General features: G+C 27.9%; 13 protein-coding genes. 10 read left to right on the forward strand and 3 right to left on the reverse strand.

Annotated elements, in window-relative coordinates; translation table 11 throughout:
• Positions 1-53 precede the first annotated feature (53 nt).
• Positions 54-518 carry a DUF892 family protein gene (locus ACZ41D_RS04535; protein WP_464152739.1) on the reverse strand — a complete coding sequence of 155 codons (465 nt, stop codon included), beginning with the start codon at positions 516-518 and terminating at the stop codon, positions 54-56.
• 202 nt (positions 519-720) lie between these two features.
• On the opposite strand from ACZ41D_RS04535, the gene ACZ41D_RS04540 reads away from it, so the two are divergent.
• The 5 genes from ACZ41D_RS04540 (at position 721) to ACZ41D_RS04560 (ending at position 8,143) form a co-directional block, all read left to right on the forward strand.
• Entirely contained in the window at positions 721-1,839 is a 1,119-nt protein-coding gene (locus ACZ41D_RS04540) for a GGDEF domain-containing protein (protein ID WP_464152740.1), read from the forward strand.
• Positions 1,840-1,991: 152 nt separating this feature from the next.
• Entirely contained in the window at positions 1,992-3,362 is a 1,371-nt protein-coding gene (locus tag ACZ41D_RS04545; protein WP_464152741.1) for an MATE family efflux transporter, read from the forward strand.
• Between the two features lie 171 nt (positions 3,363-3,533).
• The gene (gene mgtE / locus ACZ41D_RS04550) at positions 3,534-4,865 is read left to right on the forward strand and encodes a magnesium transporter (protein ID WP_464152742.1); all 1,332 of its coding nucleotides are present in this window, start codon (positions 3,534-3,536) and stop codon (positions 4,863-4,865) included.
• Positions 4,866-4,889: 24 nt separating this feature from the next.
• Positions 4,890-7,142: an Eco57I restriction-modification methylase domain-containing protein gene (locus ACZ41D_RS04555; RefSeq protein ID WP_464152743.1), complete on the forward strand. Its 2,253-nt coding sequence runs from the start codon at positions 4,890-4,892 to the stop codon at positions 7,140-7,142.
• A gap of 65 nt (positions 7,143-7,207) precedes the next feature.
• The gene (locus ACZ41D_RS04560) at positions 7,208-8,143 is read left to right on the forward strand and encodes a DMT family transporter (RefSeq protein WP_464152744.1); all 936 of its coding nucleotides are present in this window, start codon (positions 7,208-7,210) and stop codon (positions 8,141-8,143) included.
• Between the two features lie 33 nt (positions 8,144-8,176).
• Here ACZ41D_RS04560 and ACZ41D_RS04565 read toward each other — a convergent pair whose 3' ends face one another.
• Positions 8,177-8,734, reverse strand: a complete 558-nt coding sequence (locus ACZ41D_RS04565) for a peptidylprolyl isomerase (protein ID WP_464152745.1) — start codon at positions 8,732-8,734, stop codon at positions 8,177-8,179.
• Positions 8,735-9,078: 344 nt separating this feature from the next.
• Here ACZ41D_RS04565 and ACZ41D_RS04570 point away from each other — a divergent pair, with 344 nt between their 5' ends.
• The 5 genes from ACZ41D_RS04570 to ACZ41D_RS04590 all read left to right on the forward strand — a co-directional run bounded on the left by ACZ41D_RS04570 (position 9,079) and on the right by ACZ41D_RS04590 (position 16,190).
• The gene (locus ACZ41D_RS04570) at positions 9,079-11,085 is read left to right on the forward strand and encodes a S9 family peptidase (protein ID WP_464152746.1); all 2,007 of its coding nucleotides are present in this window, start codon (positions 9,079-9,081) and stop codon (positions 11,083-11,085) included.
• A 378-nt stretch (positions 11,086-11,463) separates the two neighbouring features.
• Positions 11,464-13,356, forward strand: coding sequence for an FAD-dependent oxidoreductase (locus tag ACZ41D_RS04575; protein WP_464152747.1), 1,893 nt, complete (start codon positions 11,464-11,466; stop codon positions 13,354-13,356).
• 207 nt (positions 13,357-13,563) lie between these two features.
• Entirely contained in the window at positions 13,564-13,923 is a 360-nt protein-coding gene (locus ACZ41D_RS04580) for an FMN-binding protein (protein ID WP_464152748.1), read from the forward strand.
• Position 13,924: 1 nt separating this feature from the next.
• Positions 13,925-15,487, forward strand: coding sequence for an ATP-binding protein (locus ACZ41D_RS04585; RefSeq protein WP_464152749.1), 1,563 nt, complete (start codon positions 13,925-13,927; stop codon positions 15,485-15,487).
• 13 nt (positions 15,488-15,500) lie between these two features.
• Complete coding sequence (locus tag ACZ41D_RS04590; protein ID WP_464152750.1) at positions 15,501-16,190, forward strand: response regulator; 690 nt, start codon at positions 15,501-15,503, stop codon at positions 16,188-16,190.
• Here ACZ41D_RS04590 and ACZ41D_RS04595 read toward each other — a convergent pair.
• A complete protein-coding gene (locus ACZ41D_RS04595; RefSeq protein WP_464152751.1) occupies positions 16,187-16,867 on the reverse strand; it encodes a Crp/Fnr family transcriptional regulator in 681 nt (226 codons plus the stop codon). The genes ACZ41D_RS04590 and ACZ41D_RS04595 overlap by 4 nt on opposite strands.
• Positions 16,868-17,053: the final 186 nt, after the last annotated feature.

Genomic DNA, 17,053 nt, shown 5'->3' on the forward strand with positions numbered 1-17,053 from the left:
AAATTATGTAATTTTATTAATCTAGTAGGAGGTAATAATTACCTCCTACTTAATTATTGTGGATTATACATTCCTTTATTTTCCATGTATTTATAAATACTTTCACCGTGCTGTTGTTCTTCTTTTTGAATGTGATTTAGGATTTGCCTTATATTACTATCCCTAAATTCAAATATAGCTGTATCATATACACCTGAAACGTATTTTTCTGTAGATAAGATATCGGTGCAGAGATCAGCGTCATTCTGACTAAAAGCATTGGTTTGAGTGGCAGACATGTTTTGAGTGTACTGATTTTGTGTATTTTGCTGTTGATTTGTGTCAGGAATTTGACCGTTTAAAATTTGATTTATAGTATTTAAATGTTGATGTTCTTGCTGAGCATGGCTAGTGAAAATTTGTTTAAGTTCAGGATCCTGTGCTTGTTTAGCGTAATTGTTATATTTTTTTATGCAAAGTTCTTCATTGCTTTTTTGGTCTTTTAGTAGTAATTTTTCTTTTTGAGTTAAATTTACCATAATAACACCTCTTATTTTTAATTTGATTGAAATCTAAAATCTTAATTCTAGAAATTTAATATTAGTAGCTATTTTATAATTATATTTTTTATTTAAAGCTGTTTTCTTATACATAAATATTATTTGAAAAATTATGAAATTATATCGTATATTAATATATGATATAATTTGAATATAAACTTTATGAAATGAGGAATTATTATTGAAAGATGACAAATCTAGAATCAAATTTAATGTATCAAAAATAACAGGTGAATTTAATAGTAAAAAGATTGAAGAAGAGTATTTTGAGTATGAAGTAAATAGTGCGATTAAATATATCAGACTTTTAGTTTTAGTAATGGGTATATTATATTTTTTATTTATAATACCAGATTATTTTGTTGCAAAACATTCTATTTTTTTTAAATACATATTGGTAAATAGGATTTCATTTTTGTTTATAACTTTTATTCTCTATTATAGGTTAAAGAACTTTAATAGCTCTAAAGAATATTATTTTTTAATTACAATGAGTGAATTAATTGTATCATTTTTATTTCTTATTATCCTCTATCTATATGAACCAGTAAACTTTTTAATACAATCCTTTGGAGTTATGACTATTTTATTAGTAATATTTTTTGTTCCTAATAGATTTATATATATAGTTTTTGTTTCGTTATTTATCTGCACATCTTTTATCATCATATCTATTTATATTATTGAAGATATAAATGTAATGGAATTGATAGCATCTATAATTTATTTTACCATTACTATAATATTAAGTAGTTTTTCATCACTTAGGACAAGCTTTTATAGGAGAAAGCAATATGCAAATAACAAGGAATTATTAATAGTATCAATGACTGATTCTTTGACTGGTGCATATAATAGAATGAAATTTGAACAAGAAATGCGTGATTTAATTAAAAAAAGAAAAACAGTAGACTTTGATTTATCTATTATCTTGTTTGATTTTGATGATTTTAAGCGAATTAATGATGTATATGGGCATTTGATAGGTGATAAGATATTGATTGATACATCGGTGTTGATAAAAAGTATTATTAGAGGTACTGATATTTTTATTAGATGGGGAGGAGAAGAATTCGTAATTATTCTTCCAAACACAAAGAAAGAGCAAGCAATAGATATATGTGCAAGAATAAAAAATGAAATTGAAAAACATGATTTTTCACCTGCTGATAAAGTTACTTGTAGTTTTGGAGTAACTTCGTTGAAGGAAGATGATATCATGGATACTCTATTTAAGAGGGTTGATGAGCTTTTATATACTGCAAAGAAAAATGGGAAAAACCAAATAGTTAGTTGTTAATTTTCTAAATAAAAAAGTAAAAAGCAATATAATAAGGATAGAGAGTATTAATGCTTGACTATTTAGTCAAGCTTATATTATTTAATTACAACTTATTTATAATTGTGCTATAATATTTAGTGTTGCTAAATTTCATAGAAAGAAGAATTATTATGACCAAGTTATTTAAATCTAATAATGAAACAAGAAAAGATGTTATTAATATTGCGTGGCCCGTTTTAGTAGAGCTTCTTTTAGGGTCTCTTTTTGGTATGATAGATATGATGATGCTTGGAAGAATAAGCGATAATTCTGTAGCAGCAGCTTCTGTAGCAGCTGTAGGGATAACAAATCAGCCTTTATTTATAGGTTTATCTCTTGTTCAAGCCTTAAATGTAGGTGGTACAGCAATGGTTGCTAGATATTTAGGAGCTCAAGAAGATGAAAAAATTGAAATTACTTTAAAACATGTTTTAATGTTAAGTATGCTTATGTTGGCTATTCCATTATCTATATTAGGAATAATATATACCGATTCGATTATGAAATTTATGGGAGCAAAAAATGACACTTTGGAGGCAGGAAGAATATATTTTAAAATAATTATGGTTGGATTTATATTCCAGTCACTTAATATGTCTATATCTGCAGCCTTAAGAGGTGTTGGTGAAACTAAAATTCCTATGAAGATAAACCTAAAAGTTAATTTTTTAAATGTAATTGGTAATGCACTTCTTATATACGGTCTATTTGGATTTCCTAAATTAGGAGTAACTGGTGCAGGGCTTTCTACAGCATTGTCTAATGCAGTTGCTAGCATACTATTATTTAGATATCTTACAAAAGGAAAGAGTATTATTCCATTTAACATAAGAAAATCATTTAAATTTGACAAAAATGTTATATATAATTTAGTAAAGATTGGGGTGCCTGCGTCACTAGAACAAATGGCTTTAAGAGTAGGGGTTCTTCTTTTTGTAAAAATTGTTGCAGGATTAGGAACTGTTATTTATGCATCTCATCAAATTTCATTGAATATATTAAGTTTGTCGTTTCAACCAGGGCAAGCATTTGGTATAGCTGCGTCATCATTAGTAGGCAAAAGCTTAGGGGCAGGGAAACTCCCACAGGCCGAAGAATATGCTAAAGAAACAAGAAGGATTGGGTCAATGATATCTTCTTTTATGGCTATAATGCTTTTCTTTTTCGGTGCACAAATTGCAAAATTGTACTCAAATGACCCAAGAATAATAGAAAATGCTTCTATGGTATTAAAGATAATTGCATTAGTTCAACCTTTTCAATCTTCGCAACTTATATTAGCTGGTGGGTTAAGAGGGGCTGGAGATACTTTTTGGCCATTAATAGCTACATTTTTTGGCGTTGTAGTAGTTAGAGTTGTATTAGCAAATTATTTTGTAAATGTACTGGCATATGGATTAGTAGGTGCATGGATGGCTATGTTCATTGACCAATTTGTAAGATGGATGTTTGTTTACATGAGATTTAGAACTGGACAATGGAAATATATAAAGATTAGATAAGAAAATGGTAGCAAGCAAGAACCGTCCCGACTTGCTATTGAAAGGTGGTGGTAGTTATGGATTCTGGACCTTTACCTGAATATTGCATCTTTATTATAAAAAATAATAGAATATACGGGTTTATAGCTACCACATTGGTATGCAGCCCGTAGAGAAAAGAGGTGCTGCATTATGGAAAAAATTATTAAAATGGTACAGGAGAACAGATTAGTTGATGTAAAAAAGTCATTGAAAGAATACCAAACTGCAGATATTGCACAAATACTGAATGAATTAGATCGACAAAAAATGTTGATATTATTTAGAGTTCTTCCAAAAGATACTGCTGCAGAGGTATTTTCGTATATGTCATATGATCAGCGTATAAATCTTATATCTATGATAACTGATAGAGAAATAAGCAGTATTTTAAATTCCTTATTTATAGACGATACAGTTGACTTTTTAGAAGAGCTACCTGCAAATGTTGTGAAAAAGATTCTTAAAAATACTGATGAAAATAGGAGAAAATTAATTAATCAGTTTTTAAAGTATCCTCAAGATTCAGCAGGAAGTATAATGACTATAGAATATGTAGATTTAAAAAAAGAAATGACAGTGGAAGATGCCATAGATCATATAAAAAAAACAGGTGTTGATAAAGAGACTATAGATACCTGTTATGTAATTAACAACAATCGCAAGCTAGAAGGCATAATTTCTCTTAGAAAAATTATTTTAAGTAGACATGATAGAACTATAGAGGACATCATGGACCAAAATGTTATTTCAGTTCACACATTAGATGATCAAGAAAAGGTTGCTTTTATGTTTAAAAAATACGATTTATATACTATGCCTGTTGTTGATAAAGAAGATAGGCTTGTAGGAATAATTACTATAGATGATGTACTTGATGTAATAGAGCAGGAAAACACAGAGGACTTTCAGAGAATGGCTGCTATGGAGCCTTCAGATGAGGAATATTTAAAGACAAATGTTTTTTCTTTAGCAAAGCATAGAATTTTATGGCTTTTAGTACTGATGATATCTGCAACTTTTACTGGAAATATAATAAAGAAATATGAGCTAATACTTAACACAGCAGTGGTTTTGACTGCTTTTATACCTATGCTTATGGATACAGGGGGCAATGCTGGTTCTCAATCTTCAACATTAGTTATACGTGGTCTTGCATTAGGAGAAATTAAATTAAATGATATACTAAAGGTTATATGGAAAGAATTCAGAGTTAGTTTAATTGTTGGTATAGTACTTTCAGGACTAAATTTTGTGCGAATATACTATTTAGAAAAAACGGATCTGTATATTTCTTTAGTTGTATGTATTAGTTTGCTTTTTACAGTCATTTTAGCTAAAGTTGTTGGTAGTACTCTTCCTATTATTGCAAAGAAACTTAAACTGGACCCAGCAATCATGGCAGGGCCTTTGATTACTACTGTTGTAGATGCAGCAGCATTGCTAGTTTATTTCGCAACTGCTTCATGGATATTAGGTATATAAATAGCAATTGTTGGAGTGAAAAAGATGCCAAATACTTGTTTTGATAAGAAAAAACTTTTAATTTTATTAAATGAAATATATAGACGAACAATTTTATCATATAAACGGGTTTTTGACTATAGATATGAAAATGATGCTAATTTTAGAAAATATATAGAATCACAATATAAACGTAATGGCGTTAAAGGAAAAGGCAAAGAGGAATGGAATGATAATTATTGTAAAAAAATGTCTTCTATGATTATAAATAGAATTCTATTTATTAAAATTTGTAAAGATAAAGGTGTTATTAAAGAAAATTTAGATATTGAAAAATGGATTGGTTTTGCTAACTATGGTTTAACTGAAAATGATAAAAATCTTATAATAGATGCTTTTGAATTACTTGAAAGAAATGATTTTAATTTTAAATATGCTGATGGAAATATTCTAGGGGACGTATATGAAAGATTTATGGATAGAAAATTACGTAAATCTATAGGTCAATTTTATACTCCACAATATATAATAGACTATATTTTAAAAAGAACATTAGAAAATGCTGATGTAGTTAAAAATCCATTTCTTTCAGTTGCAGATATTTCATGTGGGTCAGGACATTTTTTAATAAAGGCATATGATATTTTAAAAGATAAATTTATTAGTAATTTATCTAAACTACAGAAAATATATGATGATGAAATTTATATTATAAAAAGAAAAGGATCAGAAAAAAAAGTATCAGGAAGAGATTATTGGAGAAAGGAGAATATTCATTATCACATATTAACTCATTGTATTTATGGTGCTGATATTGATAGTTTTGGAGTTCAGTTGACGACTATTAACCTCGTTTTAAAAGAAGCTGATAATTTTATTGATGAATTAAATATAATACAGTGTGATAGCCTAGTAAATCATGAGGAAGGCTCCAACTATATAGCTAAATTTTGGAATAAAAAATTTGACTATATAGTTGGCAATCCCCCTTATATTGGGCATAAGCAGTTAAGTATGGAATATAAGAGTTGGCTGTTAAAAAATTATGGTGAAGTTTTTAAAGATAAATCAGATATATCTTTTTGCTTTTTTAAAAGAATGTTAGATTTATTGAAAGATAATGGTATGTGCGGCATAATAACTTCTAGGTATTTTATGGAAAGTCCGACGGGAAGAGAGTTAAGAAAATATCTAAGGACAAATAGTGATTTTAAAGAAATAATAGATTTCTATGGTATAGATATATTTAGAGGTGTAGGAGTAGCAACGGCAATTTATATCTTTTCAAAGGGCGAAGTAAAAAATTCTAAAGTTTTAGTTTATAAAATATCAGATGATAATTTTTCTTTTAGAGATGATATGAATTTAAGTACACTCTTAGATACTAGATTGTTTAACAGATTTTATATCAGCAAAGAATTACTAGGAGACGAGCGTTGGATTCTCATACCAAGTGAGCATTTAAATATTTATAGGAAGATTATTAATAATGCAAATGTAAAGTTAGGAGATTTAGCGGATAGTTTTCAAGGTATTATTACTGGATGCGATAAAGCATTTGTTATGACAGAAAAAGAGGCAGAAAGATTTGGGATTGAGAAAGAGTTATTAAGAAAGTGGATTAAAAATAGCAATATAAAAAGATATGAAATAATTGATAGTGAATATGTATTGATATATTCTGATTTAATAGATGATGAATTGAAATATACTAATAGTATTGATTATATATATAAGTATAAAGATAGGTTGGAAAACAGGAGAGAGTGTAGAAAAGGAATTCGAAAATGGTATCAACTTCAGTGGGGGCGAGATAAAAAGCTATTTGAACAGCCTAAAATAATATTTCCTTACAAATCCACAATTAATAGATTTGCAATAGATTATAGTGGGTATTATTGTAGTGCAGACGTATACTCTATTATCCTAAAGGATGAATTTAAAGAACATATTTCATTAAAATATTTGTTAGGAATACTTAATTCCAGTATATATGAGTTTTATTTTAAGTTGTTTGCAAAAAAAATGGGCAAAGGTGTATATGATTATTACCCAAATTCTGTTATGGACTTAAAGATAGTAACAGTAGATATAGTAAAACAAATAGAAGAAAAGGTTAATAATATATTGAGTAATATTAATAAAATAAAAAAATTTAGAAATAGTGATGATACTAGATATTTAGAAACTAAAGAAAAAATTTTACAATTAGAAAAGGAAATTGATTTTATTATTGCTGATAAAATTGGTTTAAATGAGAATGATATTAATATTATATATAATTTCTTGAATAGGTAAGAAAATTCTATTTATTTATTACTAATGTAAATAAAAATGAAAAATATTATATAGGGTGGGTAACAATGGAAAAGATTTTTACAAAAAAATTAAATGTTTTTTTAATATCTATATTTTGTATGTTGTTATGGGGAAGTGCCTTTCCAGTTTTGAAAATAAGCTATGCAAAACTTATGATAGATTCTAATGATATATATTCTAAATTATATTTTGCAGGTATTAGATTTTTTGGAGCTTCAATTTTAGTATTTTTGATAGCTAAATTTATTTTAAAACTTAAGATAGATATTAATAAAAATAATATTAAAAATATAGCTATCTTAGGTTTATTTCAGACTACGTTTCAGTACTTCTTTTTTTATATAGGTTTAGCTAACACTTCAGGAATTAAAAGTGCTATATTACAAGCCAGCAGTTCATTTTTTGTTGTACTAGCAGCACATTTTGTTTATAAAGATGATAAAATAACTAGGAAAAAGGTATTAAGCCTTGTTTTAGGATTTAGTGGAATCTTAATTATCAATATTTCCAAAGGCTTTGATTTTAATTTTAAGTTGATCGGAGAAGGATTTTTACTTTTAGCAGCATTAACCAGTACTTTTTCTACATTGTTTGTAAAAAGGATATCTAAGAAAACTAACCCAGCAATATTGACTGGAGGACAAATGTTTATTGGTTCAACATTGCTTCTAATAATAGGAAAAATTGGTATGGGAAATAATGTTCTTAATTTTGATTACTTTACGATTGTCCTTTTAATATATTCTTCATTTCTTTCCGCTACAGCTTTTGTGTTGTGGTATACTCTGTTGAAATATAATAAGGCAGGGGAAATAAGTATATATAGACTATTTATTCCTATATTTGGTTCTATGCTTTCAGCCACATTTATACCAGGTGAAGTATTTACATTAAAGCTTTTATTAGGGCTTGCATTAGTTGTATTAGGAATGTTTGTATTGAATAGTAAATTTGAATTAAATAAAAAAAAGTCCCTATAGAGATGGGGACTTTTATACTTCGACTATACTGCCTTATTCCATTATTTTTATTGTATACTTTTTCCTTAATTCATTACTCTTATTGATATATATTTCATTTTGTTTTTGCATAATTAATTGTTGATATATAATATCTTTAACTTCTTCAAAGCTTTTATTTTTTTCTTCTATTTTTTCTTTGACTATTATTATATGATATCCAAATTGTGTTTTTACAGGCTTACTTAATTCATTTATTTCTAATGCAAATGCAGCATCTTCAAATTCAGGTACCATTTTTCCTCTTTCAAAAAAGCCTAAATCTCCACCTACAGCATTAGATGGACAGCTTGAGTATTTTTTAGCTGCATCTTCAAATGAAAGACCTTCTTTAATTTCACTTATTATCTCATTTGCTTTTTCTTCATCAGAAACTAGAATATGACTTGCTCTTACTTTTTCAGGATCTATAAAAGCATTTTTATTGTTATTATAATACTGGGATAATTCTTCATCACTAACTTTTATGCTGCTTAAAAGATTTCTAATGGAATATTGTTTGATAAATGTTTCTTTCTTCTGAGCTAAACTGCATGGCCCTTTGAGGGTCAATGTTTTGTAAAATCATGTTTACATCTTCATTTGTTATTTCTTTACCATTTACTATTGCCAAAACTTTTTTTTGATTCATAAGATTAACTCTCCTTTATTTAAGTATACTGCAATAATAACAGAAAATGTGAATTATGTCCAATAAATAATGCAAAGATTTCATATTTTTAATGAGTTATTTTCCATAGGTTAATTTCAAGTTTATAGACATGATTACCTAATATAATTTATAATAAAATATTCTAAAATAAATAGAGGAATTTAATGCATTAATATATAAATAATAAAATAAGTATTTCGTGGCACAAAATATAATTGAATAATTTCGATAGGAGTGTGATAAAGTGGAAAACATAAAATTAGATGACTTTACTAGATTTAAGTTTTTATCATCTATAAAGTTTTCACCTGATGGCAACTATGCTTGCTTTGTTGTTAGTCAAATGGATGTTGAAGAAAATGAATATTTATCGAATCTATGGGTTTATGACATAGTTAAAGACAAATATTTTCAACTAACATCTTTAAATCATGAAAGTAATTTTTTGTGGATGGATGATAGTAAACATATCATTTTCTCTACAATAAGAAATCCAAAGGATAAAAAGAGAAAAGAAGAAGGAGAAGAATTTACTCAATATTATAAAATAAGTATTAATGGCGGAGAGGCACTTGAGTATTTTAGTGTACCAGTAAATGTAAATTCTGCAAAACTTATTGATGATAAGTTACTTGTATTTAAGTCTTCGTATAACATATATAATAAAGATTTAAATGAACTTAGTGAAGATGAAAAAAAAGATGAACTAAAAAGAAGAAAAGAAGAAAAAGATTATGTGGTTTTAGATGAAATTCCATTTTGGAGAAATGGACAGGGATTTACTAACAAAAAAAGAGAAAGACTCTATTTATATAATATTTATAATGGAAAATTACAAGTTATAACTGATAAATATATGGATGTGGAAGGGTTTAATATAAGTCCAGATAAGAAAAAGGTTGTATTTACTGCTACTGAATATATGGATAAGATGGAGATTAAAAATAGTGTATATATTTATAATATCAATAATGACAAGATAGAAAAAATAACTCCAGATGAAAAATTTAATTACGGATATGTTAATTATATAAACAGTGATACTCTTATAGTAATGGGATCAGATATGAAAAACTATGGAGTCAATGAAAATAGTAAATTTTATATAATAGATTTGAATACTAAAGAAAGAAAATGTATAACTCCTGATTTTACCACTAGCACATGGAATTCAGTAGGTTCTGACTGCAGATATGGAGGGTCCCAAAATCAAAAAATTGATGAAAATTACCTATATTTTATTACTACTGAAGGATTTAGCTCATATATTAATAGAATAGACATAAATGGTAATATAGAAAAGGTAACTAAAAAAGGCGGAGCTATTGATGGATTTGATGTAGTAGAAGGAAAAATATTATTTATAGGTCTAAAAAATATGAAACTTCAGGAGTTATATAAATTAGAAAATAATAATGAAATACAGGTTACAAATTTCAATGAATGGGTGCAAAATGAAAGAAAAATATCAAAGCCTGAACATTTAGAGGTTGAAGTTGAACAAGGAGTATTTGTTGATGGTTGGGTAATGAAACCTGTAGATTATAAGAAAGGTAAGAAATATCCTGCTATTTTAGATATACATGGAGGCCCTAAGACTGTATATGGAGAGGTATTTTTCCATGAAATGCAGTATTGGGCTAATGAAGGGTATGCAGTATTTTTCTGCAATCCTAGAGGTAGTGATGGTAAAGGAAATGATTTTTCAGACATAAGAGGAAAGTATGGTACTATTGATTATGAAGACATTATGAAATTTACTGATGTAGTATTAGAAAAGTATCCTTTTATAGATGCAAATAGAATAGGGGTTACTGGCGGTTCTTATGGTGGTTTCATGACTAACTGGATTATAGGGCATACAGATAGATTTAAAGCTGCTGTTTCTCAAAGAAGTATATCAAATTGGATTTCTAAGTTCTGCACAACAGATATAGGATATTTCTTTGTAGACGATCAAAATAGTGGAACACCTTGGAAAAATCACGATAAGCTGTGGTATCATTCTCCTCTAAAATATGCGGATAAAGTAAAAACACCTACTCTTTTTATACATTCTGAAGAAGATTATAGGTGCTGGCTTGCTGAAGGTATTCAGATGTTTACAGCTTTGAAATATCATGGGGTAGAATCAAGAATGTGCATATTTAAAGGAGAAAATCATGAATTAAGTAGAAGTGGTAAACCAAAGCATAGAATAAGGAGATTAAAAGAAATTACAGATTGGTTTAATAAATACTTAAGAAAATAATTTTATCAAAAATGGCATAGCTACATAGCTATGCCATTTTTGATTTAATACTTTACTACGAATGATTTAAATATTGGAACATCAAGAGTTAATTTTTTACTAATGAAGGAAAAATTCAAAACAGAATGATAAAAAAATAACAAAAGCTAAATTGGTTTTTATCAATAAATAAAGTATTTTCTTCAATAAAAATAAACAAAATATTAACAAAATGAACAAAACACCTTGTTGTATTGACAAAAATCTATCAAATTAATAAATTATAGGTAAGAGATATATGAAGAGAAATAGAGAATTTTTAATTATAGCTAATCAATTATAGATAATTAAGACGTAGACTAATTATTTTCCGCATTTTAAAATAAAGGGGGTAATAAAATGAATAAGAAGAAAATCATTATCCTTGGCGGCGGATATGGTGGTATTTTAACAGCGAAAAAGCTTGCCAAAAAATTTAAGAAAAATGATGATATAGAAATAACACTAATAGATAAAAATTCTTATCATACTATGCTGACTGAATTACATGAGGTAGCAGCAGGAAGGGTACCAGAGGATTCGATTAGAATTGATTTTAAGAAGGTATTTGCTAGAAGAAAAGTAAAAGTTGTTCTAGATGAAATAAAAAAAATTGACTTTGAGAATAAGGTTTTAAAATCTAAAGAAAATGAATATGAATATGATTACCTAGTAATTGGAACGGGTTCAAAACCAACTTATTTTGGAATACCAGGTGTAGAAAAATATGCCCATAAACTTTGGTCATACGATGATGCAGTAAATTTAAGAGAGCATATATTAAAAATGTTTAGAAATGCTATGAACGAAAAAGATGAAGCTAAAAGAAAAAAGATGTTAACCTTTGTTGTAGTTGGTGGCGGTTTTACTGGTGTTGAAATGGTTGGGGAATTGGCTGAGTGGAAAAATAGATTATGTAAAGATTTTAATATAGATAAAAGAGAAGTGAAAATATATGTTGTAGACGCTCTTCCTAAAATTCTTACAATTTTTCCAGATAAGCTTATAAAGAAAGCAGAAAAGAGATTAGAAAAATTAGGAGTTGAAATTATAACTGGTGCTGGTATTACTGAAGTATCAAAGGATTCTGTTACGATGGGAGAAAAGGGAAGCATACTAACAGATACAGTAATTTGGGCAGCAGGTATTGAAGGTTCAGACTTAATAGGGGATATGGACATTAAGCAAGAAGGTAGAAAAAGAATTGTAACAAATGATAAACTTCAATCAATTGACTACGAAAATGTTTATGTAGTTGGAGATAATATATTTTATATTCCAGAAGGTGAAAAAAGACCAGTACCTCAGATGGTTGAAAATGCAGAGCACTCTGCTGATTTGGTTTCACATAATGTGTATGCTGCTATTACAGGTCAAGAACAAAAAACGTATAAACCAGTATTCCACGGAGCAATGGTATGTATAGGAGGAAGATATGGTGTTGCTCATATTGGTACTCCTGGGAAATTCATAAGTCTTAGTGGATTTTTTGCGATGTTTGTAAAGCACTTTATTAATTTTATATATTTCTTTGAAGTAGCAGGATTTAATAAATTTTGGTCTTATATTATGCATGAATTTTTCCAGGTAAAAGATAACAGAAGTTTTGTAGGAGGATATTTTTCTAAGGCGTCTCCTAATTTCTGGCTGTTACCTTTAAGGATTTTTATCGGTTATAAGTGGCTTGAAGAAGGTCTTAATAAGCTACCTAAGATATTAGAAAATCCTTCAAATATATTTCTAATACCAGCTCCACCTGTTTCAGCAGATGCAACTAGCGCAGCTTCCAGTGTTGCTGAAACAGTAGCAGATGCAACTAGTGCAGCATCTGGAGCTGTGCAATCAGCTGCGGATACAGTATCGCAGTGGGGAGAAGCTTTACCAGTACCTGATTTTATCGACAAGATTGTTAAATCTTCTATGGATACATTTTTCTATACAGCTGATGGTGGATTTACTTGGCTAGCAACAGTTTTTCAAACAGGGATGGTTATTGCAGAAATAGTTATAGGAATATTATTGATAGTTGGATTATTTACTTGTCTTTCATCATTAGTATCTATTGCAATGGGATTAATGATTTGGTCATCTGGTATGGCACCTCTTGAAATGCTTTGGTATCTTGCTGGAGGGATAGCACTAATAGGTGGCTCAGGTAGTACATTTGGGTTAGATTACTATGTTTTACCATTTCTTAAGGAAAAGTGGAAGAACTTAGGATTTGTAAAGAAATGGTATCTATATGTAGACTAATTAAAACATGCTCTTTTAAGTTATAATTTAAAAGAGCATGTTTTTTACATATTTTTTATAACAATATTACATAATTATTTCAGAGTCAAAATTTTATAGGATATCTTAATGTGCAATTTGCTCATTCAAATGGTATACTTAGAATAGAAATTATATAAACTCTTGTTATGCTAATTATTGTATATGTACTAAAAGGGAGTGTATAATATGAGAAAAACTCTTTTACTTGGGTTAGTTATTATTTTACTTTTTTGTGGATGTGGTTCTAAGGAAATTTTGTACAAAGAAGGAAAGTTTGAAGGTACTGGAAAAGGACATCATGGACCTATAAGAGTCGTAGTTACTACTGATGAGTACAATATAAAAGATATTGAAATTATTGAAGAATATGAGATGCCTGAGTTAGCTGAGATAGTATATGAAAAACTTCCCAAAAAAGTGATATCACGTAATAGTGTTGATGTAGATGTAGTTTCTGGAGCTTCATATACGAGCAAAGGACTTTTAGAAGCAATAACTAATGCATTAAATAAGGCAAAGATTGAGAATAGTCAGAAGGTGAATTAGTTTGAAATTACAATATAAAATAACCTTATTTATAACAATAATACTTTTAATAGTTATAGGTAGCATAGGGTTTTTATCATATAATCAGATAAAAAATACCATTGAAACGCAGATGGGCAATAATGCTATGGATTTAGCAGTAACTATAGCATCTATGGATGTTATTAGGGAAAACCTTGCCACAACTAAGGATTATCAAGTTATTCAAAAAGTAATAGAAAATATAAGAAAAAAAACTAGATTTCAATATATAATAGTGATGGATATGGATGGAATAAAATATTCTTATCCAATTGAGTATGATTTAGGTAAAAAATATATTAGCGGTGGAGAAGAAAGGGTATTAAAAAAAGGTGAGGCCTATGTTTCAGAAGATAAAAATGTTTTAATATCAGCTATTAGGGCTTTTGTACCTATATATTATAATGATAAACAAGTAGGTGCTGTAGTGGTAGGTCTTTTGAATAGCAAAGTATATAGTGAAATTAAGCCTCATATTTTAATGTTTTGGTTTTCTTTACTATTTGGACTTATAATTGGTGTAATAGGTGCGTATATTCTTTCTCATAATATTAAGAAGTCAACTTTTGGGTTAGAACCTAAAGAAATTGCATTGTTATTAGGAGAAAGAGATAATATAATACAAAGTTTAAAATATGGTGTTATAGCTATAAATAATCATGGAGAAATAATACTTTTTAATAAAACTGCACGGCATGTTCTTAAGTTTAAGGAAGATGATTTAGGCAAGAATATTCAAGAGATTAATAAAGAATATGGAGATCATGTTTTTAAGGTGTTAAAGACAAAGAAATCTATTTATGATCAAGAAGTTAAGATTAGTGCTACTAAAACACTTTTATGTAGTCATACATTACTTAAAAATTACAATGATGATATAATAGGTGTTGTATCAAGTTTTCAAGATATGTCTGATGTTAAAAGAATGGCAGAGGAGTTAACTGGTATAAAAAAACTGACAGATGATTTGAGAGCTCAAAATCATGAATTTTTGAATAAGCTTCATACCATTTCTGGTATGATACAGCTTAAAGAGTATGATGAAGCATTGAGATATATTTCTGAGATTTCACATAAGAGAAATAATATTTTAAGTATACTTAGTTATAGGATAAAAGATGCTCATGTTGCTGGTATACTTTTAGGTAAATATAATAAAGCTGTAGAATCAAAAGTTGAATTGATTATAGACCCAAATTCATATTTAGGGGAAATCCCAAGCACTATTACTGCTGATGATATCTGTTCAATTCTTGGAAACTTAATAGAAAATGCTATTGAAGAATTGCAGGGAAGAAGTGATGGAAAAATTTTTATAAGAATAAATTCTAGTAGAGAGGGATTAAGGATAGAAGTTAAAGATAATGGTTATGGTATTGATGAGAAAATAAAAGATAAAATTTTCCAAAAAGGGATTACTACTAAAAATGGTAGTAGAGGCATTGGACTTAGTATTGTAAAAAAAATAATAGACAATGCAAATGGAAGCATAGAGATTTTAAATGATAGCGGAACGATATGGAATATATTTATACCTGCTTGAGGAGGAAAATATAATGATTAAAGTATTAATTGTAGAAGATGACCCAATGGTGAGGGAGATTAATGAAAAATTTCTAGCAAAAGTAGAAGGATATCAACTTGTTGGAAGTGTTGGTTCTATAGATGAAGCCAAGTCATTTTTAATAAATGAAACTCCAGACTTAATATTATTAGATGTTTTTTTCCCAAAAGGTAAAGGTGTAGACTTGTTAAAGTGGATAAGAAATGAGAATATTAAATGTGATGCTATATTAATAACTGCTGATAGAAGTATGGAAACAGTAAAAGAGACTTTTAGATATGGTGCAGTAGATTATTTGATAAAACCTTTTGATTTTGAACGGTTTAAAGAATCTTTGCTACAATTTAAGAAAAGAAAGGAGCATATGGAACAAAATGATTGTGCTAGACAAGAAACTATAGACAAGTATGTACTACAAGACGGGGCTGCTATTAACGAAAAAAATAATATACCTGGTACTAAAGGGCTCAATCAATATACTTATGACAGAATTTTAGATTTTATTAAATCTATGGAAGGGAAAAGCTTTACTGCTAAAGAGGTAGCAAAATACATAGGAGTTTCAAGGATTACTGCTAGAAGATATTTAGAACATTTAGAAATAAATAATATTGTTGAACTCGAATTAGAGTATGGGAAAGTCGGAAGACCTAGGAATAAATATAAACTAAAAAAAGATTAATCAAGCAATACATCTTCAAGTTTTTCAAAATTCAATATAGTTATATATTCTTTATCGAAATCTATAATTTTATCGTTTTTCATTTGAATTAATTCACGTGACAATGAAGGTCTAGGTATTCCTAAACGTTCTGCAAGCTCTTTTTTAGTACAATTAAGGCGTATTTTCGCCTTTTTTTGCTTTTTATATTCATCCAATAAATAATGGACTATTTTTTGTTTTATGGTTTTGTATGACATGATTTTTAACTTCTTATTTAATTTTAATATTTTGCTTGATAAAAGTTCCATAAAGTTATTTAAAAAAATGTTGCTAGAACTGCACAGATTTAATATACTTTCTTTTGAGATAAACATAATTTGACTTTTATTTGATGATAAAATAGTAGCTGGGTATTTATGGTGATTAGAAAAAATAATAACTTCACCAAATATATCTCCTGCATGAAGTTTTTCTATTGTCATAACTTTTCCAGAGGCATATATTTTTTGAATTTCTACATTACCTTTTAATACAATACCAATACTTTTACAATCATCATCTTCAATTGCTATTATTTCGTTTTTATCAAAATATTTTATATCAAAACCTACTTCTGTTAATTTATTTCTAATTTCTTTAGTCTCAAAATTCTTAAATAAAATACAGTTTTTTATTGCATTAAAATTCTCAAACATTCTATATCTCCTTTAATTTATAATTTGCAAAATTTTGGGTTCAGGGTAACTATACAATTTCTTCAAATAATAATTGTTACCGACTTTTTAAATTATATTTTAATAAAATGAAATTAAAATTACAACATGATAATTAGTGCCAAAAGTGGAAGTACATTAAAATTTTAACATTATTAACAAAATATT

It is taken from the genome of Brassicibacter thermophilus (assembly GCF_055378355.1).

Coding starts and splice junctions, on each gene's coding strand:
- ACZ41D_RS04545 (WP_464152741.1), top strand. CDS start 1,992: ATGACCAAGTTATTTAAATCTAATAATGAAACAAGAAAAGATGTTATT.
- ACZ41D_RS04590 (WP_464152750.1), top strand. CDS start 15,501: ATGATTAAAGTATTAATTGTAGAAGATGACCCAATGGTGAGGGAGATT.
- ACZ41D_RS04595 (WP_464152751.1), bottom strand. CDS start 16,867: ATGTTTGAGAATTTTAATGCAATAAAAAACTGTATTTTATTTAAGAAT.
- mgtE (WP_464152742.1), top strand. CDS start 3,534: ATGGAAAAAATTATTAAAATGGTACAGGAGAACAGATTAGTTGATGTA.
- ACZ41D_RS04555 (WP_464152743.1), top strand. CDS start 4,890: ATGCCAAATACTTGTTTTGATAAGAAAAAACTTTTAATTTTATTAAAT.
- ACZ41D_RS04560 (WP_464152744.1), top strand. CDS start 7,208: ATGGAAAAGATTTTTACAAAAAAATTAAATGTTTTTTTAATATCTATA.
- ACZ41D_RS04575 (WP_464152747.1), top strand. CDS start 11,464: ATGAATAAGAAGAAAATCATTATCCTTGGCGGCGGATATGGTGGTATT.
- ACZ41D_RS04580 (WP_464152748.1), top strand. CDS start 13,564: ATGAGAAAAACTCTTTTACTTGGGTTAGTTATTATTTTACTTTTTTGT.
- ACZ41D_RS04535 (WP_464152739.1), bottom strand. CDS start 518: ATGGTAAATTTAACTCAAAAAGAAAAATTACTACTAAAAGACCAAAAA.